This is a genomic window from Streptomyces nodosus, assembly GCF_008704995.1.
Lineage (GTDB): Bacteria > Actinomycetota > Actinomycetes > Streptomycetales > Streptomycetaceae > Streptomyces > Streptomyces nodosus.
Genome location: NZ_CP023747.1, coordinates 5323993 through 5347558, shown reverse-complemented (window position 1 = coordinate 5347558; position 23566 = coordinate 5323993). Strand labels below are relative to the sequence as shown.

The window sequence follows — 23566 nt, the reverse complement described above, 5'->3', positions numbered from 1 at the left end:
TCAGGCCTCGGTCGACTCGGACTCGGCCGCGGCCTCGTCCTTCTTCTCAGCCTTCTTCTTCTGGGTGATCGCCTCACCCTTGCCCTCGTCGTCACCGCCGAGCGACTCGAACGACGGACGCGTGCTCTTGGGCGCGGCCACCAGCAGCGGCGCCGGGGCGGGCTCGCCCTTGAACTTCTGCCAGTCGCCGGTCTTCTTCAGGATGGCGAGCACGGGCTCGGTCGGCTGGGCGCCCACCGAGAGCCAGTACGCGACGCGCTCGCCGTCGACCTCGATGACCGACGGGTTGTACGTCGGGTGGTACTTGCCGATCTCCTCGATCGCACGGCCGTCACGGCGGGTGCGGGAGTCGGCGACGACGATGCGGTAGTGAGGCGAACGGATCTTGCCCAGACGCTTCAGCTTGATCTTGACTGCCACGGGAGTGGGTTCTCCTGGATTTGACGTGGTGGGGCACGGCGGGATGCCGCGTGGGGTTGCGGTACCCGAGTGCCCGACGGACGCGTCAGCCGGAGGAGAGAGGGGTCCTGTGCGGCTGTCGAGTACAGCTGGCCATTCTGCCACACCCGGCGGACCGCCCGAAGTCGAGGGGCGGAAAGGCGTGCGGACACGCCTAGGAGGCACCCGGCGGCGGGGCCCGGGACACCGGCCCCGCCACCCATCGGGTGCCGTCCACACTGCGACGGATCAAGGTACGGCTGCCACGAGCAGCCGTACCTCAGCCCGCCGCCGCTCCGACCGGCTCCGGGATACGGAACGGCTTCCCGCAGCCGCCGCACATGATCGGTGCCTGGGCCAGCACCGACGGGACGACCCGGACGTTGCGGCCGCAGTCGCAGACCGCCTTCACCCGGACCCCGCCCCCGGAGGAGCCATGGCGGGCGGCCGGGCCCCGGAACGAACGGGCGGTGTCCGCGGCGGTCGCCGCGGAGTGGGCCTTCAGCGCGCGCTGCAGGCGCTCGGTCGTCGGACGGTAGCGGCGCTTCGCCTCGGGGTTGAGCGTGACCAGGGAGAAACCGCTGCTGGGATGCGGCTCCTCCGGATGGTCCAGGCCCAGCTCCTCGGCGATCGCGAGGAATCTGCGGTTGTGATAGCGGCCGGCGCGGGAGGTGTCGCGTACCCCGCGGGCGGCGGCGATGCCATGGACTGCCTCATGAAGCAGTCGCTCGAAGGAGAGTTCGTGCCCGCAGGCGGACGACGACTCTCCGATCAGGGACTCGGGCGCGGCAAGATCTGGCAGCTCGGGGTGGTACCGCTGAATGTCGGCCCACGCCTGTGCCAGCTCTGCGGCGAGAACAGGTGGTGTCGTGCTCACGTAATGAGAACGAGCCGGGGTGCCCCTGTGTTCCTATTCCGGGGCATCCCAAATAATTTGCACGTACCCGTCAGTTGTCGCTGATGCATCCTGACGAGGGCGCGTGCGCCGATGCCCGGAAAAGTCCCACAGCCCCTCCCAAGGTGGTGCGTAGCGACGCGTACGCATCGGCGCGTAGAGCCGGCCGCGCAGCCGCGACAGCCCTGGCCCGCAGCCGCGCAAGAGAGGTTTCGGCCGCTGTCCCCCGTACCCCGGGGCGCACAGGTACCTCAGTAGGCGCGCCCGACCACCGCGACGTTACCCGGTGCGTCGTCGGCGTCGGGGACCGACCCGTCCTCCGCGACCAGACACCGTACGGTGACCGCGTGCTCGGCGAGCCTGGCCTCGCCGTCCTCGCCCAGCACGGCCCAGGGAATGCGCGCCCATCCGCCCGCGGCGGCCGCGTCCACGGCCTCCCGGATCGTCGACACCTCCGCCGTACGGGAGAGCCGGTGCTCCCGGGACTGTTCCAGGAGCAGTGCCTGGTCCTCCTCGAGGATTCCGGGCAGCAGGCCCACGAGCGATTCGATCGCCACGGGCTCCTTGCCGCCGGGGATGCGGCGGGCCAGCATCGCCGTGCCGTTCTCCAGGTCGCGGGGGCCCAGCTCGATACGTACGGGCACGCCCTTGAGCTCCCAGTCGACGGCGCGGCGCCCGAACGGGGTGTCGGTCCGGTCGTCCACCTGGACGCGTACGCCCGCCGCCTTCAGCCGGTCGCCCAGTTCGCGGACCTTGGCCAGAACCGGTTCGTCCCCCTTGATCGCGAGAACCACGGCCTGGACCGGGGCCAGACGCGGGGGGACCCGCAACCCGCTGTCATCACCGTGGGACATGATCAGGCCACCCACCATCCGGGTGGAGGAGCCCCAGGAGGTCTGCCAGACGAACTCCTCCTTGCCCTCCTTGGAGAGATAGCGCGTCTGGAAGGCCCTGGCGAAGTTCTGGCCGAGTTCATGGCTGGTGCCCATCTGGAGGGCCTTGCCGTCGCCCATCATCCCTTCGAGGGTGAGGGTGTTGACGGCGCCGGCGAACCGCTCACTAGGCGTCTTGCGGCCGAGCACCACATCGAGGCCGAGGACCTCGGTCATGAAGTCGGCGTACACCTCCTTGTGGATGTACGCGGCATACTCCCGGGCCTCCTCGTAGGTGGCGTGGGCGGTGTGGCCCTCCTGCCACAGGAACTCGGTCGTCCGCAGGAACACACGCGGACGCATCTCCCAACGCACCACGTTCGCCCACTGGTTGATCAGCAGCGGCAGATCCCGGTAGCTCTGCACCCACTTGGAGAAGTACTCGTTGACGATCGTCTCGGAGGTGGGCCGGACGACGACGGGCTCCTCCAGCTCCTTGCCGCCGCCGTGGGTGACGACCGCGAGTTCGGGGGCGAAGCCCTCGACATGCTGGGCCTCCCTCGTCAGATAGGACTGGGGGATGAACAGGGGGAAGTAGGCGTTGGAGGCGCCCGCCGCCTTGATGCGCGCGTCCATCTCCTGCTGCATCCGTTCCCACAGCCCGTACCCGTACGGTCGGATGACCATGGTGCCGCGCACCGGCCCGTTGTCGGCCAGTTCGGCCTTGTTGATCAGGTCTTGGTACCAGCGCGGGAAGTCGACCGCGCGCGGCGTGAGAACGGGTGCCTTTGCCATGGCGCGATGGTACGGGGGTACCTGCGCGCACCAGGAATCATTTGTCGCCCGGGGGTGGCCCGGGGCACGGGGCTCGCGGACGGCTCGCACGGAGTGCGCCGCATCCCCTGGACGCCGCGACGGGCGGGGAGTTATCTGGCATACGGGGACAGCGGGGGACGTGCGCGCGCACATCACGGGGGCCCGGAGGACGGACACGGCGACAACTCTCGGCGGATTGGGGCGCTTTCGATGACTTCCACGCTCACGGGACGGCAGCCGTCCCACCCGGGAACGGCTCCCCGTGTGGACCCACGCGCACGTGCGCGTGACTGGGCCGAGATACAGGAACGAATGTTCGTACCGCTCTACGAGGCCGTCCACGAACGGCTCGCGGTGGGCCCCGGGACGCGGCTGCTCGGGCTCGGGTGCGGTGCGGGGCTCGCCCTGCTGATGGCCGCGACCCGGGGTGCCTCGGTCACCGGTGTCGAGAGCCGCGCGGGCGCGCTGCCGGCCCTCGCCCGCGAGCGGCTGCGGCCCGGCACCTGGGGCGCGCGCCCTCCCGGGGACATCCGGATCGTCGAGGGCTCCCCGCGGGACGCGACGCCCCCGCCGGGCCGGCCGGCGTACACCCTGCTGACGGCGTTCGAGCCGATCGGGTACGGGACCGGGGCCGGCGCGGTGCCGACGGAACAGCTCGCTGCGGCCGTGCCGCTCGCCGCGGACGGGGCGGCCGTGGTGCTCTCCGGCTGGGCTCCTCCGGAGCGGTGCGGCGCCTCTGCCGTGCTGCGCATCGCCACCGGGGCGGCCGATCCCCCTCGGGGTGCGGGCGGGTGGCGTCCGCCGCGGGGTGACGAGCTGGAGGAGACGGCGCGCCGCTGTGGGCTGCGGCCGGCCGGTGCGGGACGGGTCGCCTGCCCCTTCGGGTACGCCGACCCGGACAGCGCGATACGGGGGATGCTGTCGACCGGGTTGCTCGACGCGGCGATCGGCGCCACGGACGAGGAGCAGGTCCGCAAGGAGCTGGCGGAGGCGCTGCATCCGTACCGGCGGGCGGACGGCACGGTGTGGGTGCCCAACACCTTCCGGTATCTGATCGCGCGCGTCCCCCGGACCCGTGTCCCGGAAGACGGCCCGGCATACGCCGAGGGCGCCCCTGCGGAGAGGGACGCCCTCGGCGTACACGCGGTACGGACCGGACGGCACCGGCCGGACCCGTGCGGGTGTCAGCCCATGAACTTCTTGAACTCGTCCGGCAGCTCGAACTCCTGACCGCCCTGCTGCGGCAGGCCCAGGGCGCCCCCGGCCTGGGCCGCGGCGCGGCGGTCGGCGGCCTCCTGCTCCTGCTGCTTGCGCTTCATCGGGTTGCCGGAGCGCTGCTTGCCCTTGGCCTTCTTCGGCTGCTTCTTGGTGCGGCCGGGGCCGCCGCCCATGCCCGGGATCCCCGGCATACCGGGCATGCCGCCGCCCTGGGCCATGCGGGACATCATCTTGCGGGCCTCGAAGAACCGCTCGACCAGGTTCTTGACCGCGCTGACCTCGACACCGGAACCCTTGGCGATACGGGCGCGACGCGAGCCGTTGATGATCGTCGGGTCCTGGCGCTCGACCGGGGTCATCGACTTGATGATCGCGGCCGTGCGGTCGACGTCCCGCTCGTCCAGGTTGTTGATCTGGTCCTTGATCTGTCCCATGCCCGGGAGCATGCCGAGCAGCTTGGAGATGGAGCCCATCTTCCTGACCTGCTCCATCTGGGCCAGGAAGTCGTCGAGGGTGAAGTCCTGGCCCTTCTTGGAGGCCAGCTTGGAGGCCATCTTCTCGGCCTCGGCCTGGTCGAAGGTCTTCTCCGCCTGCTCGATCAGGGTGAGCAGGTCACCCATGTCGAGGATGCGGGAGGCCATCCGGTCCGGGTGGAAGGCGTCGAAGTCCTCGAGCTTCTCGCCGTTCGAGGCGAACATGATCGGCTTGCCGGTGACCGAGGCGATCGACAGGGCCGCACCACCGCGGGCGTCACCGTCGAGCTTGGAGAGCACCACGCCGTCGAAGCCGACGCCGTCGCGGAAGGCCTCCGCGGTGTTGACGGCGTCCTGACCGATCATCGCGTCGACGACGAACAGGATCTCGTCCGGAGAGACGGCGTCGCGGATGTCCGCGGCCTGCCGCATCATCTCCTGGTCGATGCCGAGGCGGCCCGCGGTGTCCACGATCACGATGTCGTGGACCTTGGTCCTCGCGTGCTCGATGGAGTCCCGGGCGACCTTGACCGGGTCGCCGACGCCGTTGCCCGGCTCCGGGGCGAAGACGGCCACGCCCGCGCGTTCGGCGACGACGCTCAGCTGGTTGACGGCGTTGGGGCGCTGGAGGTCGGCGGCGACCAGCAGCGGGGAGTGGCCCTGCTCCTGGAGCCACTTGCCGAGCTTGCCCGCGAGGGTGGTCTTACCGGCACCCTGGAGACCGGCGAGCATGATCACGGTCGGGGGCTGCTTGGCGAAGCGCAGTCGGCGGGTCTCACCGCCGAGGATCGTGACCAGCTCATCGTTGACGATCTTGAGGACCTGCTGGCTGGGGTTGAGTGCCTTCGAGACCTCGGCGCCCAGGCTGCGCTCCTTGACGTTCTTGATGAACGTCCGCACGACGGGCAGGGCCACGTCGGCTTCGAGGAGCGCGATACGGATCTCGCGGGCCGTGGCGTCGATGTCCGCCTCGGAGAGCCTGCCTTTCCCGCGGAGGCTTTTGAAAGTCGCGCTAAGGCGGTCGGAGAGGGTGTCGAACACGGCGGCGTCGGTCCTCGGGGGTCGGGGTCGTTTCGGGCTGCCCTCCAGGGTATCCGGCCCGGCAAGCAAATCGTCCCCCGCCCGCAATCACGGAGAGCGGGGAACGCGACCACCGCGGCTGCGGGAACCAGCCGGACACTCCCTCCGACCGGCTCTCGGCCGGCGGAACGCCTCCGCGTCCGCGGAGCGCACAGCCGGTGAACGCCCGGCATGCCCGAAGTGTCATGCCCGCAACGTCTCCTCCAGCGCCCGCGCCACCGACACCGCCCTGTCCTGCGACAGGGGCGCGCCCTCGCCGGTGGTCACATAGAAGGCGTCCACCGCGTTCGCGCCCAGGGTGCTGACATGGGCGCTGCGCACCCGTACGCCCCAGGTCTCCAGCGCCCGCCCGACCCGGAACAGCAGTCCCGGGGCGTCCTGGGCGCGCACCTCGATCACCGTGGCGCGCCGCGAGGCGGCCGGGGCGACCGTCACCCGGGGCGGCGGCGCGACCACGCCCCGGCGCCGGGGGTAGGCGGCGTCCCGCTCCCCCAGCCGGGCCGCGATCTCCAGCGAGCCGTCCAGGGCACGGACCAGGTCGGCACGCAGCCGGGCGGCCTGCGGCAGCGAGCCGAACTGCGCCGCGATCCGCCAGTCGAGCAGCAGGACCGCACCGTCGTCGACCCCGTCCGGCAGATCCAGGGCGTGCAGCTCCGCGGTGCGGACGGCGAGCCGGTGCAGGGCCAGCACCCCGGCCACCGCGGGCAGCACCCCGGGCTGGTCCGGCACGGCGACCACCAGTTCCACGCCGAGGGGCTCGGGCTCGCCGGACGCCTCCCCGGTCGTCTCCTCGGACCGCGGCCCGGTCCGGGTGTGCAGAGCGAGCACCGGGCCGCCGGTGCGGAACGCCTCGACGGCCAGCCGCTCCTGTTCCGCGGTGGGTGCGGCGGCCCCCGGCTCGGCGGGCTCGACGCCGGCGAGCAGCGCCGAGACCCGCTCGACCAGGTCGGCCACCAGCGCGCCCCGCCAGGCCGACCAGGCCGCGGGCCCGGTGGCCAGGGCGTCCGCCTCGGTCAGTGCGTGCAGCAGCTCCAGGGTGCCGTGCGAGCCGACCGCCTCGGCGACCGAGCGCACGGTGGCCGGATCCTCCAGATCGCGCCGGGTGGCCGTCTCGACCAGCAGCAGATGGTGGCGTACCAGGGTGGCGAGGACGGCGGTGTCGTCGCCGTCGAAGCCGATACGGGCCGCCAGGTCCCGGGCGATGGTCTCGCCTTCCCGGCAGTGGTCGCCCGGCCGGCCCTTGCCGATGTCGTGCAGGAGCGCGGCGGCCAGGAGGAGGTCGGGCCGTCCGACGCGGCGGGTCAGTTCGGAGGCGCGCACCGCGGTCTCGATCAGATGGCGGTCGACGGTCCAGATGTGCACGGGGTTGCGCTGCGGGCGACAGCGCACCCGCTCCCAGTCGGGCAGCAGCCGGGTGATCAGTCCCTCGGCCTCGAGGGCCTCCCAGACCTGGACGGTGGGACGGCCGGAGCCCAGCAGGGTCACCAGCTGCTCCCGGGCCTCGGCGGGCCAGGGCGTGGGCAGGGGGCGCCCGGTGGCGGCCAGTCGCCGTACGGCGTACAGGGAGAGGGGGAGCCCGGCCTGGGCGGCGGCAGCCGCGGCCCGCAGGGGCAGCACCGGGTCCTGCTCCGGGCGCGCGCCGCGGGCGAGCACCACCTCGCCGTCGTGCTCCACGACACCCTCCGCCAGCGGTGACCGCTCCGCCGCCGCCCGGCCGGCCCCGAACACGGCGCGCAGCCGTGGCCGCGCGGCACGCTCCTTGAGGACGCGCGCCACCTCGCGCCAGGTCACCTCGCCGGCGTACGACAGCACACGCGCCGCCTCGTACACCTGGCGCAGCAGGACGTCGGCGTCCCGCAGGCCCAGCGCGGCGGCTACCTGGTCCTGTTCCTGCAGCGCCAGCCGGTCGGTGGCGCGACCGGTGGTCAGATGCAGGGCGTCCCGTACGTCCAGCAGGGTGGACCGGGCCTGTGCCAATCCCTCGCGAGGTGCGTCCGCGAGCCAGGAGGCGGCCACCGCGCGCAGGGCGGTGGCGTCGCGCAGCCCGCCCCGTGCCTCCTTGAGGTCGGGTTCCAGCAGGTACTGCAGTTCGCCATGGCGTGCGGCCCGTTCCTCGCACAGTTCCCGCAGCTCGGGAAGGCGCCTGGGGGCCTGGTTGCGCCAGTCCGCCAGGACGGCCGTCCGCAGGCCCGCGGTCAGGCCGGGGTCGCCCGCCAGATGGCGGGCGTCCAGCAGGCCGAGCTGCACCTTGAGGTCCGCCTCGGCGGCCCTGCGGGCCTCCGCGGGGGTGCGGACGGAGTGGTCGAGGGCGAGGCCGAGGTCCCAGACGGGGTACCAGAGGCGGTCGGCGAGGGTGGAGAGCGCCGTGCTGTCGCCGCCGTCGTGCAGCAGAAGCAGATCGAGGTCGCTGCGCGGGGACAGCTCACCGCGGCCGTATCCGCCGACGGCGACCAGCGACACCCCGCGCAGCTCCGCGGCCCCGGCGGCGAACAGTTCGGCGAGCCAGCCGTCGGTCAGCTCCGCCAGCGCCGCACGGCGCGACGGACCGGACGGCGCCTCCTGCTGGAGGAGGCGCAGCCGGGCCGCCGCATAGTCGCGGGCACGGGTGCTCCCGGCCGTCGTGGATCCTTCCGCGTCCGTCACCGGCGACTCCCGTTCCCTCGTGCCTCACAGTGCGTCGGGGCCGCGTTCGCCGGTCCGCACCCGGACGGCCGTCTCGACCGGGACGGACCAGACCTTGCCGTCGCCGATCTTGCCGGTGCGGGCCGCCTTGACGATGACGTCGATCAGTTCCTCGGCGTCCTCGTCCTCGGCCAGTACCTCGATACGGATCTTCGGGACCAGGTCCACCGTGTACTCGGCACCGCGGTAGACCTCGGTGTGTCCCCGCTGACGACCGTAGCCGCTGGCCTCGGTGACGGTCAGGCCGTGCACGCCGAAGGCCTGGAGGACTTCCTTGATCGCGTCGAAGCGGTGGGGCTTGACGACGGCGGTGATGAGCTTCATGCGTCCACTCTCCTGGTCCGTGCGACGGCCGGGGCCTGCGCGGCGCCGGCGATGACGCCGCCGCCCGCACCGCTGAAGTCGTACGCGGTCTCGGCGTGCTGGGCCCGGTCGACGCCGGAGATCTCGGTGTCCTGGGTCACGCGCATGCCGATCGTCCTGTCGAGGAGGAGCGCGAGGACCGCGGAGGCGATCAGGGAGTAGGCGAGGACCGCGAACACCCCGGCGCACTGCTTCCCCAGCTGACCCGGGCCGCCGCCGTAGAAGAGGCCCTTGGCGGCGGACTGGCCCTTGCCGTCGGCGAGGAAGCCGATCAGCAGGGAGCCGACGACACCGCCGACCATATGGACCCCGACGACATCGAGGGAGTCGTCGTAGCCGAGCCGGTACTTCAGGCCCACGGCCATGGAGCACAGCACACCGGCGACAGCGCCGACGGCGATCGCGCCGAGCGGCGAGACCGCGCCTCCGGACGGGGTGATCGCGACCAGTCCTGCGACGGCTCCGGAGGCGGCGCCCAGGGTGGTGAACGCGCCGTGGCGGAACCTCTCCCAGGCGAGCCAGGCCAGCATGGCGGCGCCGGTGGCGATCTGGGTGTTGACGAACATCAGGGCGCTGACGCCGTCGTCGTTGCCGAGCCAGGAGCCGGCGTTGAAGCCGAACCAGCCGAACCACAGCAGGCCGGCGCCCAGCATGACCAGGGGGAGACTGTGCGGGCGCATCGGGTCCTTCTGGAAGCCGACGCGCTTCCCGATGACAAGGATCACGCCGAGCGCCGCCGCACCGGCGTTGATGTGGACCGCCGTGCCTCCGGCGAAGTCGATCACACCGAGATCGTGGGCCCAGCCTCCCTCGCCCCAGACCCAGTGGGCGACCGGGAAGTACACGATCGTGACCCACAGCACCAGGAAGACGGACCAGGCCGTGAACTTCACCCGGTCCGCCAGCGCACCGCTGATCAGGGCGGGTGTGATCACGGCGAACATCAGCTGGAAGACCGCGAAGGCGAAGACCGGGATGGTGGTGCCGTCCCAGAGCTGCATCCTGTCGATGCCGCTGAAGCCGGCGAAGGCGGAGGTCCAGCCGAGGAAGGAGCCGCGGTCGGTGCCGAAGGCCAGGGCGAAGCCGTAGAAAACCCACAGCAGGGTGACGATCCCCAGGCTGATGAAGCTCATCATCAGCATGTTCAGGGTGCTCTTGACGCGGACCATGCCCCCGTAGAAGAAGGCGAGCCCGGGGGTCATCAGCATGACCAGAGCGGAACAGATGAGCATGAAGCCCGTATCGGCGGACGACAGTCTGGATGCGTCCGCCGCGAGCGTGACGGCGGCTGGTGCCATCGGCGTCTCCTCGTCGGTGGGTACGGCCCGTGCGGGGGAACCTGAGTGCGGTCCGGTCATGAGAGGTGGGCCGGTCGTGCGCCATGAGACTGACGCAGAGCCGTTTCGGTCGAAGCCCCTCGATGTTTCCCCGCGGTGACGAAGGTGCCGGGCGTGTTACGCGTCGATGAACACCCGAATGGCGGACATATGAACCCCAGGCGCTCCATGTCCGCTCCCCGGGCGGTACGCGGGTCGGGTGGAGGACGGCCCGGTGCGCCGGGTGCACACGACCCGAGACGCCCGTCCCCATGGAAGGGGCGCACACCTCGGCGGAATACGGACCGACCGCGACGGCCATCCGATGACCTGGCTGGGGGAGCCGAGTCGGGCAGTTCGGGATGGCCGGCCGCGGCCGGGGTCCCAGGGGGCCCTCGAACACGGAGGGCCCGGGGGGGTCAGACCGCTTCGGCGGTCTCGGGCAGATAGGTGGCGAGATGGTCGGTCAGTTCGAGGACCTCGGAAAGATCACCGAAATCGCGTACGGCCGTGTCGACCGTCTTGCGGATCCGGGTGTTGACGCGTTCGGAGCGGACCTTGCGGGCGACCTCCATGGACCGCCTGGCCAGCAGTGCGCCCTGCTCGGGCTCCCCCTGGAGGAGGTGCACGGTGGCCAGGCCGATGAGGTTCAGCGCATAGGACCGCTGGTGGTCGGAGTCCTGGGCGAAGAGGTCGACCGCCTGCCGCATCAGGGGCTCGGCGAGCGAGGCGTAGCTGGGGCTGCGGCCGGCGACATAGGCCAGGTCACGGTAGGAGTGGGAGTTCTCCGCGTGCAGCTCGGCCTCGCAGAAGAAGCGGATCCAGTCGGGCTCGGGCTCGTCGAACTCGGCCGCGTCGGCGAAGGTGTCCTCGGCCATCCGGACGGCGCGCTTGCACTTGCCGGCCTGCCCCATGTTCGCGTACGCACGGGCCTCCAGCGCATGGAGCATCGACTGGGTGCGCGGGCCCGCGCAGTCCCGGCTGCCGTACTGGGCGAGATGGATGAGCTCCAGGGCGTCCTCGGGCCGGCCGAGATGGATCATCTGGCGGCTCATGCTGGAGAGGATGTAGGAGCCGAGGGGCTTCTCGCCGGCCTCCTTGGCGGCGTGCAGGGCGAGGACGAAGTACTTCTGCGCGGTGGGCTGCAGCCCGACGTCGTAACTCATCCAGCCCGCCAGCTGGGCCAGCTCCGCGGCGACCTTGAAGAGGCGCCTGGCGGTGGCCTCCGGCTGGGACTCCTGAAGCAGATCGGTCACCTCGTGCAGCTGGCCGACGACCGCCTTGCGGCGCAGGCCGCCGCCGCACTGGGCGTCCCATTTGCGGAACATCACGGTGGTCGTCTCCAGCAGGTCCAGCTCCGGCTTGGAGAGCCGGCCGCGGACCCGCCCGGCGGGCGCCGCCCCCGGTTCCTGACGCGGGGCGGCGGGGCCCGGCACGAGCCAGCGCTGCATGGGCTCGATGAGGGCCGGGCCCGCGGACAGGGCCAGCGAGCTCCCGAGGAAGCCGCGCCGCGCCAGCATCAGATCGCTGCGCGAGAACTCGCTGATCAGCGCCACCGTCTGCGGGCCCGTCCAGGGCAGGTCGATCCCGGCCACGGAGGGTGACTGGTGGGCGGTGCGCAGACCGAGGTCCTCGACCGCGACCACACAGCCGAAGTGCTCCGAGAACAGCTCGGAGAGGATCCGCGGGATCGGCTCGCGCGGATTCTCGCCGTCGAGCCAGCGACGCACCCGCGAGGTGTCGGTGGAAATGTGGTGGGCCCCCATCTGACGGGCCCTGCGGTTCACCTGACGCGCCAGCTCGCCCTTCGACCAGCCGCTGCGCGCGAACCACGAGCCGAGCAGCTCATTGGGGCGCTTGTCAGCGTTCGTCCCGTCTCCGCCGTTGCCGCCCACTGGAACGCCCCCATCCCTGAACCCACTTGTGCGCCGTGTGCGCCAAGCCCTACCAGAATGCCGGTGGATACGGCCCCGCGTCCGGCAGTTCTCACCCGGTGGGCGGGATCCGATGTGCCTCCGGCATACCCACGCATGCATGCGCCTTCGGGACCCATGCACTCAACGTAATTCCACGATCACGCACCCAGCCATGGCGATTCCATAAACGCCACCATTCGCCACCCCTTCGAATGAACCCCTGGCCGCCTCCGCACGATTCACTTGACACATGACGGCCGAAAGCTGATGGAGCGATGCACTTACCGGCGCGCGCCGTCGGACGCACCACCCGGAACGCAACCGGGCGCCGCCCGGATCAGCCGCCGACGAACAGGCCGACGAACAGAGCGGGCACTCGGAGCCGACGCTCCCGAGACGTAACCACCGGCGCGCCGGACCCGTTGGAGGGGGCATGGGCTTCACGTTCGGCGGCACACGCGCGATCCGCGAGATCCGCCCCGGCGCGCGACGCCGGGGCCGCTCCTCGGAGTGCACCGCCGTGGCCGAGTACACCGGGCTGTGGGGCTGGGACGTGGCGCCCGGCGCACGGGCCTGTGCCGGGGGGTGCTCCTGCGGGGTCCGCAGGTGTCCCGCGCCGGGCGCTCATCCGCTGGACGCGGCGACCGTGGTGCCCGCGGGTGCCACCCTCGACGAGGTGACCGAGGCCTGGGGCGAGGTGCCGGGCGCCGCCGTACTGCTGCCGGTCGGCCGCGCGTTCGATGTGATCGAGGTCGCCGAGGCGGCGGGGCGGCGCGCGCTGGTCCGGCTGGAGCGCATGGGTGTCCCGCTCGGCCCGGTGACGGCGACCCCGGACGGCCGCGCCCACTTCTTCGTCGCCCCCGGCTCCGCGGCCGAGCTCCCCGGTCTGCTGTACCGGATGGCGTGGGAGGACACGGCCCTCGATCTGCGCGCCCTGGGCCCGGGCAGCCACATCACCGCGCCGCCCTCGGACCGCGGGGGCCTCGGACCGGTCCGCTGGCTGCGCTCCCCCGCCCTCGACTCGGCGACCGCACCGCCGGCCGCCCGCCTGCTGATCGGCACCCTGGCCTATGTGGCGCACCGCTCGACCGCGTGACCCCGCCGGGCGGCCGGCGCGGAAAACACCGGGGCCCCGCTCCGTTCGCACCCGGAGCGGGGCCCTCGTCGCGTAACCGGCCCTCGACCGCCGTACGCCTCGCGCTCACCGTCAGTCGCCGATCAGCGCATCCACGAACGCCTCCGGCTCGAACGGCGCCAGGTCGTCGGCGCCCTCGCCGAGTCCGATCAGCTTCACCGGCACGCCCAGCTCCCGCTGGACCGCGACCACGATGCCGCCCTTGGCCGTACCGTCGAGCTTGGTGAGGACGATGCCGGTGATGTCCACGACCTCGGCGAAGACACGGGCCTGGACGAGTCCGTTCTGCCCGGTCGTGGCGTCGAGGACCAGCAGCACCTCGTCCAGCGGGGCGTGCTTCTCGACGACCCGCTTGACCTTGCCCAGCTCGTCCATGAGGCCGGTCTTGGTGTGCAGGCGCCCGGCCGTGTCGATGAGCACGACGTCGACGCCCATCTCCTTGCCCTCCTTGACCGCGTCGAAGGCCACGGAGGCGGGGTCGCCCGCCTCGGGGCCGCGCACGGTGTAGGCACCGACCCGCTCGCCCCAGGTCTGCAACTGGTCGGCGGCGGCGGCGCGGAAGGTGTCGGCGGCGCCGAGCACGACGGTGCGGCCGTCGGCCACCAGCACCCGTGCGAGCTTGCCGGTGGTGGTGGTCTTGCCGGTGCCGTTGACGCCGACGACCATCACGATGCCGGGCTTGCGGGCCTCGGGCTCGGTCTTCACGGTGCGGTCCATATCGGTGCCGACCAGCGCGAGCAGTTCCTCACGCAACAGCCCGCGCAGTTCGACGGGGGTGCGGGTGCCCAGTACCCGAACCCGCTCGCGCAGCCGCTCGACCAGTTCCTCGGTGGGCAGCACACCGACGTCGGCGGTGAGCAGCGTGTCCTCGACCTCCTCCCAGGTCTCCTCGTCGAGGTGCTCACGGGACAACAGGGTGAGCAGCCCCTTGCCGAGCGCGTTCTGCGAGCGCGACAGTCGCGCCCGCAGCCGGACCAGCCGGCCGGCGCTGGGTTCGGGGATCTCGATCGGGGGCGCCTCGACGGTGGGCGGCTCCTCGACGCCGACGGGAGCGGACGCCCCCGGGAGGCCCACCTCCTCGATCGACCGGCGCTCCTCGTCGCTCGGTGTCTCGGCCTCTTCGCCGACATGCGGCTCGGCCGGAGGGGCGGTGATGTCGGGCGTCTTCGGGGGCGCGGGAGGCAGCGGCTTGCGCCGCCGGCTGCCGACGATGAGCCCGCCGAGCGCGCCGAGCACGACCACGGCGATGACTACAGCAAGGATGACGGTTTCCATAACCCGTCCAGTATGCGCGACCGGGCACCGGCCGGTCCGGCGGCGGCTCCGGCGGCGCGCACCGGGTTGTCCGACGCCTCGTCAGGCGGTCGGCCCGCCCCGTCCGAGGCCCGGGGCGGAGCCACTCCTCCCGGGCTCCGACCGGCGGTCAGCCCATCTCCTCCAGCGCCTTGCCCTTGGTCTCGGTCACGAACTTCAGCACGAACGGGACGGACAGCGCGGCGAAGACCGCGTAGATCACATAGGTCGCGGAGAGGTTCCAGTCGGACAGCGACGGGAAGCTCGCGGTGATGGCCCAGTTGGCGATCCACTGCGCGGAGGCGGCCACACCCAGCGCGGCGGCGCGGATCCGGTTCGGGAACATCTCGCCGAGCATCACCCAGACGACCACACCCCAGGACAGGGCGAAGAAGAGGACGAACACATGGGCGGCGATCAGGGCGACCCAGCCCTGTGTGCCCGGCAGCCTGCCGTCGACCAGGTGGTACGAGAACGCCCACGCCTCCAGCGCCAGTCCGACGACCATGCCGGCCGAGCCGATGATCGCCAGCGGCTTGCGGCCGATGCGGTCCACGAAGACCATCGCGATCACGGTGCCGACGATATTGATGATCGACGTGGTGAAGGAGTAGAAGAACGAGTCCGTCGGGTTGACGCCGACCGACTGCCACAGCGTCGAGGAGTAGTAGAACGCGACGTTGATGCCGACGAACTGCTGGAAGACCGAGAGTCCGATGCCGATCCAGACGATCGGACGGAACAGGAAGCCGCCGCCGAGCAGATCCCCGAAGGTCGACCGGTGCTCGCTCCGCATGGCCTGCTCGATCCCGGTGACCCGGGCGTCCAGATCGGTGCCCGGGCCCTCGACCTCGGCGAGGATCTCCCGGGCGCGCTCGCGCCTGCCGACGGAGATCAGAAAGCGCGGGGACTCGGGGATGGCGAAGGAGAGCAGACCGTAGAGGACGGCGGGGACGACCATGACGCCGAGCATCACCTGCCAGGCCTCCAGGCCCAGCAGCCTGCCGCGCTGGTCGCCGCCGGCGGCGCTCAGCAGACCCCAGTTGACCAGCTGGGAGACGGCGATGCCGATGACGATCGCGGCCTGCTGGAAGGAGCCGAGCCGGCCCCGGTAGGCGGGCGGCGCCACCTCGGCGATATAGGCGGGGCCGATCACGGAGGCCATGCCGATGGCGAAGCCGCCGACGACCCGCCAGAGCGCGAGGTCCCACAGGGCGAAGGGCAGCGCGGAGCCTACGGCACTGACGGTGAAGAGGACGGCTGAGATCCGCATGCACCGGATACGTCCGATGCGGTCCGCCATGCGGCCCGCGGTGGCGGCGCCCACCGCACAGCCGATCAGGGCGATGGCGATGACCTGGGCCAGCGCCGCGGGGCCGATGTCATAGCGGTCCCGGACGGCCTCGACGGCACCGTTGATCACGGAGCTGTCGTAGCCGAAGAGAAAGCCGCCCATGGCGGCCGCCGCCGCGATGAAGACGACGCGCCCGAGACGTTCGGGCCGAGCCGTCCCGGCTCCCGTCTGCGGCGCCTGCGCTGCGCTGGTCACATGAACTCCTCGGGCCCCCGGCAGCGTTGCCGGGTGGGGGTGAGCCCTGCCAGGTGGCGACACCTGAAGGTGAAGACACTGCGGAAGCAGCCTAAGTCTTCGACTTTCGAAGCCCAAAGTCCGGAAGGAGTGGGAAAACCCACAGCAGCCGCTGGCATATTCCTTCATTTTGTGAAGGCAATGGAGAAAGTGCAGGTCCTCGCCGGGCTGAGCGCGCGGTTCCCCCGCGCCCCTGACGGGGGCGCGACGCACTGCTAGCGCAGACGCTGGGAGATGACCTTCGACACGCCGTCACCCTGCATGGAGACGCCGTACAGCGCGTCCGCGACCTCCATGGTCCGCTTCTGATGGGTGATCACGATCAGCTGGGAGGCCTCCTGAAGCTCCTGCATGATGCGGATCAGCCGCTGCAGATTGGTGTCGTCCAGGGCCGCCTCGACCTCGTCCATGACATAGAACGGGCTGGGCCGCGCCTTGAAGATCGACACCAGCAGCGCGACGGCGGTCAGCGAACGTTCGCCGCCGGAGAGCAGGGAGAGCCGCTTGACCTTCTTGCCCGGGGGCCGTGCCTCGACGTCGATGCCCGTGGTGAGCATGTGGTCGGGGTCGGTGAGCACCAGCCGGCCGTCGCCCCCGGGGAACAGCCGGCCGAAGACGCCCTCGAACTCACGGGCGGTGTCCCGGAAAGCTTCGGCGAACACCTGCTCCACCCGCTGGTCGACCTCCTTGACCACCTGGAGCAGATCCGCGCGGGTCTTCTTCAGGTCCTCCAGCTGCTCGCCGAGGAAGGTGTGGCGCTCCTCCAGCGCCGCGAACTCCTCCAGGGCGAGCGGATTGACCTTGCCGAGCTGCTGGTAGGCACGCTCGGCGGCCCTGAGCCGTTTCTCCTGCTCGGCGCGGACGAACGGCCGGGGCCGGTCGCCCGGCTGCCCGGCGTCCCCGGACGGCTCCTCGCCCTCGGGGGCCGGCGAGGGCGGCACCGGCTGGTCGGGGCCGTACTCGGCGACCAGCACCGCCGGTTCGACCCCGAGCTCCTCCAGCGCCCGGGTCTCCAGCTGTTCGATGCGCAGCCGCTTCTCGGCGCCGAGCACCTCGCCGCGGTGGACGGAGTCGGTGAGCTTGTCGAGCTCGGCCTTGAGGTCCCGGCCCTCGGTACGGGCGGTTCCGAGCTCCTCCTCGCGGCGCGCCTTGGCGGCCTCGGCGGCGGTGCGCTCCGCCTGCGCGCGGCCCAGCGAGACCTCGACATGGGCCAGGAGCTGCCGGGCACCGGAGGCGACGGCCTCCGCGACGGCGGCCTCGTGCCGCAGTCGGGCGCGGTGCCGCTCGGCCCGTGCGCGTGCCTCGCGTTCGGCGCGGGCGCCCCGGTCCAGGGCGTCGGCCCGCCCGGCAAGGCCCTTCACCCGCTCCTCATGGGTACGGACCTGGAGCCGGGCCTCCATCTCGGTCTGCCGCGCGTTCGCCCCGTCGGCGGCGAGCCGGTCGCGTACGGAGGTGTCGGGCTCCGCCTCGACCGGCATCTCCTCGGCCACGGCGAGCCGCTCGGCCAGTTCCTCGACCTCGCCGAGGGCCTTCTCCAGGGCTTCCTGCGCCCGGGCCGCGGCAGCGGCGGAGCGCTCGGCCTCCCCGGCCGCGCCCCGCGCCTGCCCGGCCAGCCGGCCCAGCTGCTGGGCGACTCCGGACTTCTCGCGCTCGGCAGCGCGCCGCCGCTCCCCCAGCTCCTCGACGAGGGCCGCGCACTCGGTGCGGCGCTCCCCCGCGCTCCACTGTTCCTCGGCCGACCGCTCGCAGATGACGGCGAGTTCCTCCAGCTCGGCGGCGGCCTCGTCGACGGAGGCCTGCACCTCCAGCAGGCTCGGGACCCCGGCGGACCCGCCGTGCGCGAAGTGCGCGCCGAGGAGATCGCCCTCGGCGGTGACGGCGGTCAGATCGGGCCGTGCCCGGACCAGTTCCTCGGCGTCCTCGAGGGTGCCGACCACGACCATGGAGCGCAGCAGCCGCCGCACGGCGGGCATCAGTTCGGCGGGGCCACGCACCAGATCGGCCGCGTACGGCACACCGGCGACCGGCGCCCCCTCCGGTACGTCCTCGGGGGCGCCGCTCAGCAACAGCGCGGCACGGCCCGCGTCCTGCTTGCGCAACAACCGGATGGCGTCGGCGGCCGAGGCCGGGGTGGTGACCGCGAGCGCGTCCGCGGCCGTGCCGAGGGCCGCCGCGAGGGCGACCTCATGGCCGGAGGTCACCGAGAGCAGTTCGGCCGCCGGGCCGAGGAGCCCCGCGAGCCGGTCCCGCGCCCCGAGCAGGGCGCCCGTGCCGTCCTTGCGGCGCAGCCCGAGGGCGAGGGCCTCATGGCGGGCCGCGACCGCGGCACGCCGGCGCTCGGCGGCGCCGGCCGCCTCGCGGGCCGCGGACAGGGCGGCCTCCGCGCCGGCCAGCGCCCGTCGGGCGGCCTCGTGGCGCTCGGCGAGATCCGCGTCGCCCGCGTCGAGGCCGTCGACCTCGGCCTTGAGCGCCTCGTACTCCTGCCGGGCGGCGACCGCGCGGTCCTCCGCCTCGTCGCGGGCGACGGCCAGCCGGTCGATCTCGGCCTGGGCGGAGGCGGCGCGCGAACGGGCCGCGTTGACCTGTCCGTTCAGCCGGGCCAGGCCCTCGCGGCGGTCGGCGAGCGCGCGGGCCGCGTCCTTCAGCCGCCGCTCCTCGCTCGCCAGTTCGCGTTCGAGATCGGCCCGGTGGGCGACGGTGTCCTCCAGGGCGCGCTCGGCCGCCTCGAGCGCCGCGGTCAGTTCGGCCTCCTGCTCGCGGACGCGCGCGGCCTCCCGTTCCATGTCCTCGGGGTCGCGTCCGCGACGCTCCTCCACGGGCGCCGACCGGGCGCTCTTCACTCGCGCGTCGGCGAGCGAGATCGTGCCGCGCACCCGCTCCGCGAGCTGGGACAGCTCGTACCAGGTCTGCTGGGCGCGGTGCAGCCGCGGGGCGAGCCGCCGTACCTCGTCCTCCAGGAACGCCTCGCGCCGCAGTGCCTTCTTCAGCTCGGCCTCGGCGCTCTCCTTGCGTTCCTTGAGCGCGGCCTCGTCCGCGATCTCGGCCCGGAGCGCCTCCCGCAGCCGTACCAGGTCGTCGGCGAGCAGCCGCAGCCGGGCGTCCCGGAGGTCGGCCTGGATGACGGCCGCCCGGCGCGCGACCGCCGCCTGCCGTCCCAGCGGTTTCAGCCGGCGGCGCAACTCGTCGGTGAGGTCCTGGACGCGGGCCAGGTTCGCCTGCATGGAGTCCAGCTTGCGCAGCGCCTTCTCCTTGCGCTTGCGGTGTTTCAGCACGCCCGCCGCCTCTTCGATGAAGGCGCGGCGGCCCATGGGGTCGGCGTGCAGCACGGAGTCGAGCTGGCCCTGGCCGACGATCACATGCATCTCACGGCCGATGCCGGAGTCGGAGAGAAGTTCCTGGATGTCCAGGAGGCGGCAGGTGTCGCCGTTGATCTGGTACTCGCTGCCGCCGTTGCGGAACATGATCCGCGTGATGGTGACCTCGGAGTACTCGATCGGGAGGGCCCCGTCGGAGTTGTCGATGGTCAGGGACACCTCGGCGCGGCCGAGCGGCGGGCGCCCGGTGGTGCCGGCGAAGATGACGTCCTCCATCTTGCCGCCGCGCAGCGATTTGGCCCCCTGCTCCCCCATGACCCAGCTGAGGGCGTCCACGACATTGGACTTGCCCGAGCCATTCGGCCCCACCACACAGGTGATCCCCGGTTCGAACCGGAGCGTGGTCGCCGAGGCGAACGACTTGAACCCCCGGAGGGTCAGGGCCTTGAGGTGCACGCCGCCGGACTCTACCTTTCACCGATGTCCCACTCCATGAACCCGCGGTTTCACCCATGAACATGCAGGGCACACCCTCCGTGAAGAGGCCGTAAGGTGCGCGGGGGCGGGAGGGGTGCACGGGGGCGAGGCGCGGGGGCAAGAAAGAAGGGACGCCGAGGCGTCCCTTGCAGACTCTGGCAGCTGAGCGGTTGAGAGCAGCCCAACCACTGCCGGTGCTGTCGTGGAGCGATGCAGTGATCAGGTGAGCGCAGGCTCCGCCTGGTGTGCGTCGATGCTCTCCATGATCCTGTCGTGAGAAGCGGCAGCCGTCAGCGCGTCGTTCTCCGCCTGGATCCGTACGAGCTCGGACTCGAGCTCCTGGACGCGCTGCTGGAGCCGTCGCATCTCGGCGAGGAGTCGCGGGTCGGAGCCGCCGACGTAACCGAGAAGCGCCTTTGCCATGATGGATGGTCCTCCACACTGAGTGACCGACCGAAGCGGTGTGGGTCGTGAGGGATTTTTGCACCCGCGGTGCTTGGCACTCTGGAATTCTTATGCCGTTCTCACATGCCAAACAGCTAAGGTGCGCGGGGCTTTCAGCGTCTCACCAAAAAGTTTGACGGTCAACACGATCACGCCTCGCGTCGGCGGGCTTCCCGGGTGCGGCGGCCTTGGAACGGGCGGCTCTGCGACTCCTGCGGGGCCCTGCGGGCGGTGGAGATCATCCCTACCCGGGAGCCTGCCATGAGTGGCGATTCTTGGCAACCACCAGGCCCTTTTCCGCTTCCGGCAGGAACCGGCGGCAGGTCTTCCGCTTCCTCGGGTACCCCGTTTGCGGCATCGCCTCAGCGGACCGCGAAGCCGTCGTAACCGCCGCGGGGCGTGTCCCACATCTCAGTGACTCCGTCCACACGCCCGGGTGTGTCGTCACCCCGGAGCCAGTCGAGCAGGCCCTCGCACCCCTGCCGTGGCCCCTCGGCGACCACCTGCACCCGCCCGTCCTCCAGATTGAGAGCAAAGCCACTCAGTCCGCCGATCTCCAGCGCCTTGGCCCGGGTGAACCAGCGGAAACCCACCCCTTGGACACGCCCGCGCACCCATGCGACGAGCCGTGCGTCGTCATTCATGGGTGCACGCTAACCGGCCAATGTCCCCGTGGGCACATCCTCCCCTTGCGCCATGCGGTAGCGTCCCGACCCAATGATTCTCGTATGAAACTCACTCATTCGAGTGAGTGACGCTGACCGCAAGACCAGGAAGGCCAGCAGATGGGACGCCACCGACGCTCCGACGCCGGACGCGCCGCCTCGGGCCGCGCGGGCGGGGTGACATCGGAAGAACAGCCCCCCGCGGAGCGCTACGGCCCCGAAAACCTCTACGGCTTCGCCGCGGTCCTGGAGGAGGAGCGGCTCGCAACGCGCTCGCACCGCAAGAAGAAGGCCGCGACCCCGGTCCGCACCGGTCTGCTGGGTGTCTCCGCAGCCGTCGCGCTGGGCACCGCGGCGGTCGCCACCGGGGTGCTGCCCGGCGCCGGACACTTCACGGTGAGCGGTGACCAGGGCGAGGTGGAGGCCGGGGGCGTCGCCCCGTCGGGCTTCGCCACCGAGCAGGGAGGCACCAGCGGCTCGGCCGAGGAACGCGGGGCCGGCTCCACCAGCCGCGGCGCGGACCGCACGGCCTCTCCGGCCGCGACTCCCTCCGCCTCTCCGTCCACGTCGGCACCGGCCGAGGAGAAGCCCTCGGAGGCGCCCACCCCGACGGCCACCGAGACCCCGACGGCGCCCGCGACCACCGCGCCCCCGGCGCCGGAGAAGCCGGAGCCGCCGAAGGTCACCCCGCCGGTGGAGGTGTCGGACGAGGCCGCTGCCGGGGCGGCGGTGCTCAACCTGGTCAATCAGGAGCGCGCGAAGGTCGGCTGCAGCCCCCTGACCGCGAACGCCCCCCTGCAGAGGCTGGCGGCGGACTTCAGCCAGGACATGGCCACCCGGAACTTCTTCGACCACACCGACCCCGGCGGCAAGGACCCCTGGGACCGTGCGGGCGTCCTCGGCATAACCGGCCTGGGCGGCGAGAACATAGCCCGTGGCCAGGCGACCGCCGAGGCCGTGATGGAGGCCTGGATGAACAGCCCCGGGCACCGGGCGAACATACTGAACTGCGACTTCCAGACACTGGGCGTGGGGGTCCACTTCGGCTCCGGGGGCCCCTGGTGGACACAGGACTTCGGTTACTGAGGGATTCCTGAGGAACCGAAGAAGGGGACGGAAGGGACCCAGGGTGGGCGCTTGCTTCTGGTGGGCGCGGTCTGCTGGGTAGCGCTGTGGTCGCGTACGCTTCGGCCATGGCCACCGCCCCGGAGCAGGACCTCCCCTACGACGTGTTCTCCCGGGCATGCCCGTCGCGGGCCACGCTGGAGCATGTCACGGGGCGTTGGGGGTCGCTCACCCTCGGCGCCCTGTACGAGGGGTCCCTCCGCTTCAACGAGCTGCGCCGCCGGGTCGACGGCGTCAGCGAGAAGATGCTCTCCCAGACCCTGCACGCCCTGGAGCGCGACGGTCTGGTGCACCGCGAGGCCCAGCCGACGAACCCGCCGCGGGTGGACTATGAGCTGACCCCGCTGGGCCGCGAGGTCGCCGAGCGGCTGCTGGCCCTGATCCGCAGTGTGGAGGGGCGCATGGACGACGTCCTGGCCGCCCGCCGCCGCTACGACGAGGCCCGGCCGGAGGAGTCGCCCTCACCGTGACGTCCGGTCCGCCCCGGGTTCACCGAGCGGCGGGCCGGGACGGGGCGCGGGGCGGGCGCTGGCAGTTCGGGCAGAAATAGCTGGACCGGTTCATCCAGGGGCGGCGGCGCAACGGTGTGCCGCAGCGCCGGCAGGGCAGCCCCTCACGGCCGTAGGCGTCCAGTGACCGGTCGAAGTAGCCCGACTCCCCGTTGACATTGACATAGAGGCTGTCGAAGCTGGTGCCGCCCACCGCCAGCGCGGCGCTCATCACGTCCCGTACATGGCCGAGGAGTTCGGCGGTGTGCGGCCGGGTGAAGCCCGCCGTGGGGCGCTCGTAGTGGACGCGGGAGCGCCACAGCGCCTCGTCCGCGTAGATGTTGCCGACTCCGCTGATCAGGGACTGGTCGAGCAGGGCCCGTTTGATGGTGCTGCGCTTGCGGCGCAGCGCCTGATGGAAGGCCTCGTCGTCGAAGAGCGGGTCGAGGGGGTCGCGGGCGATGTGCGCGATGACGTCGGGCAGCCCGTCCTGGGCGGTGTCGTGCAGCGAGAGGCCGCCGAAGGTGCGCTGGTCGACGAAGCGCAGCTCGGTGCCGAGCGCGTCGTCGAACCGGAACCGGATGCGCAGATGCTTCTCGTCGGGGGCCTCACCCGGCTGGACGAGGAGCTGGCCGCTCATGCCGAGGTGCGCCAGGACCGCCGTCCCGGTGCCCTCCACCGGGATCCAGAGGTATTTGCCGCGCCGGGCGGGCGTGCCGAGGCGCTGTCCCTTCAGCCGGTGCGCGAAGTCCTCGCCGCCCGCGAGGTGCCGGCGAACGGCGCGCGGATGCAGCACCTCGGTCTCGGCGACGCTCCGACGGGCGACCCAGCGTTCCAGGCCGCGCCGCACGACCTCGACCTCGGGCAGCTCGGGCACGGGGTTCCTCCGGAAGGGTGAGCGGGTCGATGTCCGCAGGGTACCTCGTGATCAAGGGGCGCCCCGGTGGCGGAAGGCGTCCGCCGACGAC

At 71.9% G+C, this 23566-nt stretch carries 17 protein-coding genes and 1 pseudogene; 4 read left to right on the top strand and 14 right to left on the bottom strand.

The features are described from left to right. From rpsP to proS, 3 genes are all read right to left on the bottom strand, one after another. On the bottom strand, nt 1–420 hold the full coding sequence (gene rpsP / locus CP978_RS24150) for a 30S ribosomal protein S16 (RefSeq protein WP_150478299.1): 420 nt from the start codon (nt 418–420) through the stop codon (nt 1–3). A 298-nt stretch (nt 421–718) separates the two neighbouring features. Then, a complete protein-coding gene (locus tag CP978_RS24145) occupies nt 719–1315 on the bottom strand; it encodes a hypothetical protein (protein WP_043444210.1) in 597 nt (198 codons plus the stop codon). Nucleotides 1316–1584: 269 nt separating this feature from the next. Further along, nucleotides 1585–3000 carry a proline--tRNA ligase gene (proS, locus tag CP978_RS24140; protein WP_043444208.1) on the bottom strand — a complete coding sequence of 472 codons (1416 nt, stop codon included), beginning with the start codon at nt 2998–3000 and terminating at the stop codon, nt 1585–1587. A gap of 231 nt (nt 3001–3231) precedes the next feature. Here proS and CP978_RS24135 point away from each other — a divergent pair. Then, nucleotides 3232–4089 (top strand): annotated as a pseudogene (locus CP978_RS24135) (SAM-dependent methyltransferase); the annotation flags it as partial. 116 nt (nt 4090–4205) lie between these two features. Here CP978_RS24135 and ffh read toward each other — a convergent pair. The 5 genes from ffh to nsdA form a co-directional block, all read right to left on the bottom strand. After that, the gene (gene ffh / locus CP978_RS24130) at nt 4206–5753 is read right to left on the bottom strand and encodes a signal recognition particle protein (RefSeq protein WP_043444205.1); all 1548 of its coding nucleotides are present in this window, start codon (nt 5751–5753) and stop codon (nt 4206–4208) included. Between the two features lie 222 nt (nt 5754–5975). Then, complete coding sequence (locus CP978_RS24125; RefSeq protein ID WP_043444203.1) at nt 5976–8435, bottom strand: [protein-PII] uridylyltransferase; 2460 nt, start codon at nt 8433–8435, stop codon at nt 5976–5978. Nucleotides 8436–8459: 24 nt separating this feature from the next. Beyond that, the gene (locus tag CP978_RS24120) at nt 8460–8798 is read right to left on the bottom strand and encodes a P-II family nitrogen regulator (RefSeq protein WP_043444201.1); all 339 of its coding nucleotides are present in this window, start codon (nt 8796–8798) and stop codon (nt 8460–8462) included. Continuing rightward, nucleotides 8795–10135, bottom strand: a complete 1341-nt coding sequence (locus tag CP978_RS24115) for an ammonium transporter (RefSeq protein WP_043444199.1) — start codon at nt 10133–10135, stop codon at nt 8795–8797. Before CP978_RS24115 ends, CP978_RS24120 begins: the two co-directional genes overlap by 4 nt. Nucleotides 10136–10572: 437 nt before the next feature. Further along, nucleotides 10573–12048: a transcriptional repressor NsdA gene (gene nsdA / locus CP978_RS24110; protein ID WP_043444197.1), complete on the bottom strand. Its 1476-nt coding sequence runs from the start codon at nt 12046–12048 to the stop codon at nt 10573–10575. Nucleotides 12049–12502: 454 nt separating this feature from the next. Between nsdA and CP978_RS24105 the strand changes: the two genes are divergently transcribed. After that, on the top strand, nt 12503–13165 hold the full coding sequence (locus CP978_RS24105) for a bifunctional DNA primase/polymerase (RefSeq protein WP_043444195.1): 663 nt from the start codon (nt 12503–12505) through the stop codon (nt 13163–13165). A 111-nt stretch (nt 13166–13276) separates the two neighbouring features. Here CP978_RS24105 and ftsY read toward each other — a convergent pair whose 3' ends face one another. The 5 genes from ftsY to CP978_RS24075 all read right to left on the bottom strand — a co-directional run bounded on the left by ftsY (nt 13277) and on the right by CP978_RS24075 (nt 20964). Further along, nucleotides 13277–14479, bottom strand: a complete 1203-nt coding sequence (gene ftsY, locus CP978_RS24100; protein ID WP_043444193.1) for a signal recognition particle-docking protein FtsY — start codon at nt 14477–14479, stop codon at nt 13277–13279. 148 nt (nt 14480–14627) lie between these two features. Then, entirely contained in the window at nt 14628–16046 is a 1419-nt protein-coding gene (locus CP978_RS24095) for a sugar porter family MFS transporter (RefSeq protein WP_043444191.1), read from the bottom strand. 254 nt (nt 16047–16300) lie between these two features. Further along, a complete protein-coding gene (smc, locus tag CP978_RS24090) occupies nt 16301–19855 on the bottom strand; it encodes a chromosome segregation protein SMC (RefSeq protein WP_150478298.1) in 3555 nt (1184 codons plus the stop codon). Between the two features lie 240 nt (nt 19856–20095). Then, nucleotides 20096–20299 (bottom strand): hypothetical protein, encoded by a 204-nt coding sequence (locus CP978_RS24085; RefSeq protein ID WP_043444185.1) that lies wholly within the window; start codon nt 20297–20299, stop codon nt 20096–20098. A 383-nt stretch (nt 20300–20682) separates the two neighbouring features. Further along, nucleotides 20683–20964 carry an acylphosphatase gene (locus tag CP978_RS24075; RefSeq protein ID WP_043444182.1) on the bottom strand — a complete coding sequence of 94 codons (282 nt, stop codon included), beginning with the start codon at nt 20962–20964 and terminating at the stop codon, nt 20683–20685. 141 nt (nt 20965–21105) lie between these two features. On the opposite strand from CP978_RS24075, the gene CP978_RS24070 reads away from it, so the two are divergent. Further along, on the top strand, nt 21106–22071 hold the full coding sequence (locus CP978_RS24070; RefSeq protein ID WP_043444180.1) for a CAP domain-containing protein: 966 nt from the start codon (nt 21106–21108) through the stop codon (nt 22069–22071). Between the two features lie 107 nt (nt 22072–22178). Next, entirely contained in the window at nt 22179–22580 is a 402-nt protein-coding gene (locus CP978_RS24065; protein ID WP_043449378.1) for a winged helix-turn-helix transcriptional regulator, read from the top strand. Between the two features lie 19 nt (nt 22581–22599). Here CP978_RS24065 and mutM read toward each other — a convergent pair whose 3' ends face one another. After that, a complete protein-coding gene (gene mutM / locus CP978_RS24060) occupies nt 22600–23475 on the bottom strand; it encodes a bifunctional DNA-formamidopyrimidine glycosylase/DNA-(apurinic or apyrimidinic site) lyase (protein WP_043444178.1) in 876 nt (291 codons plus the stop codon). Nucleotides 23476–23566 lie beyond the last annotated feature (91 nt).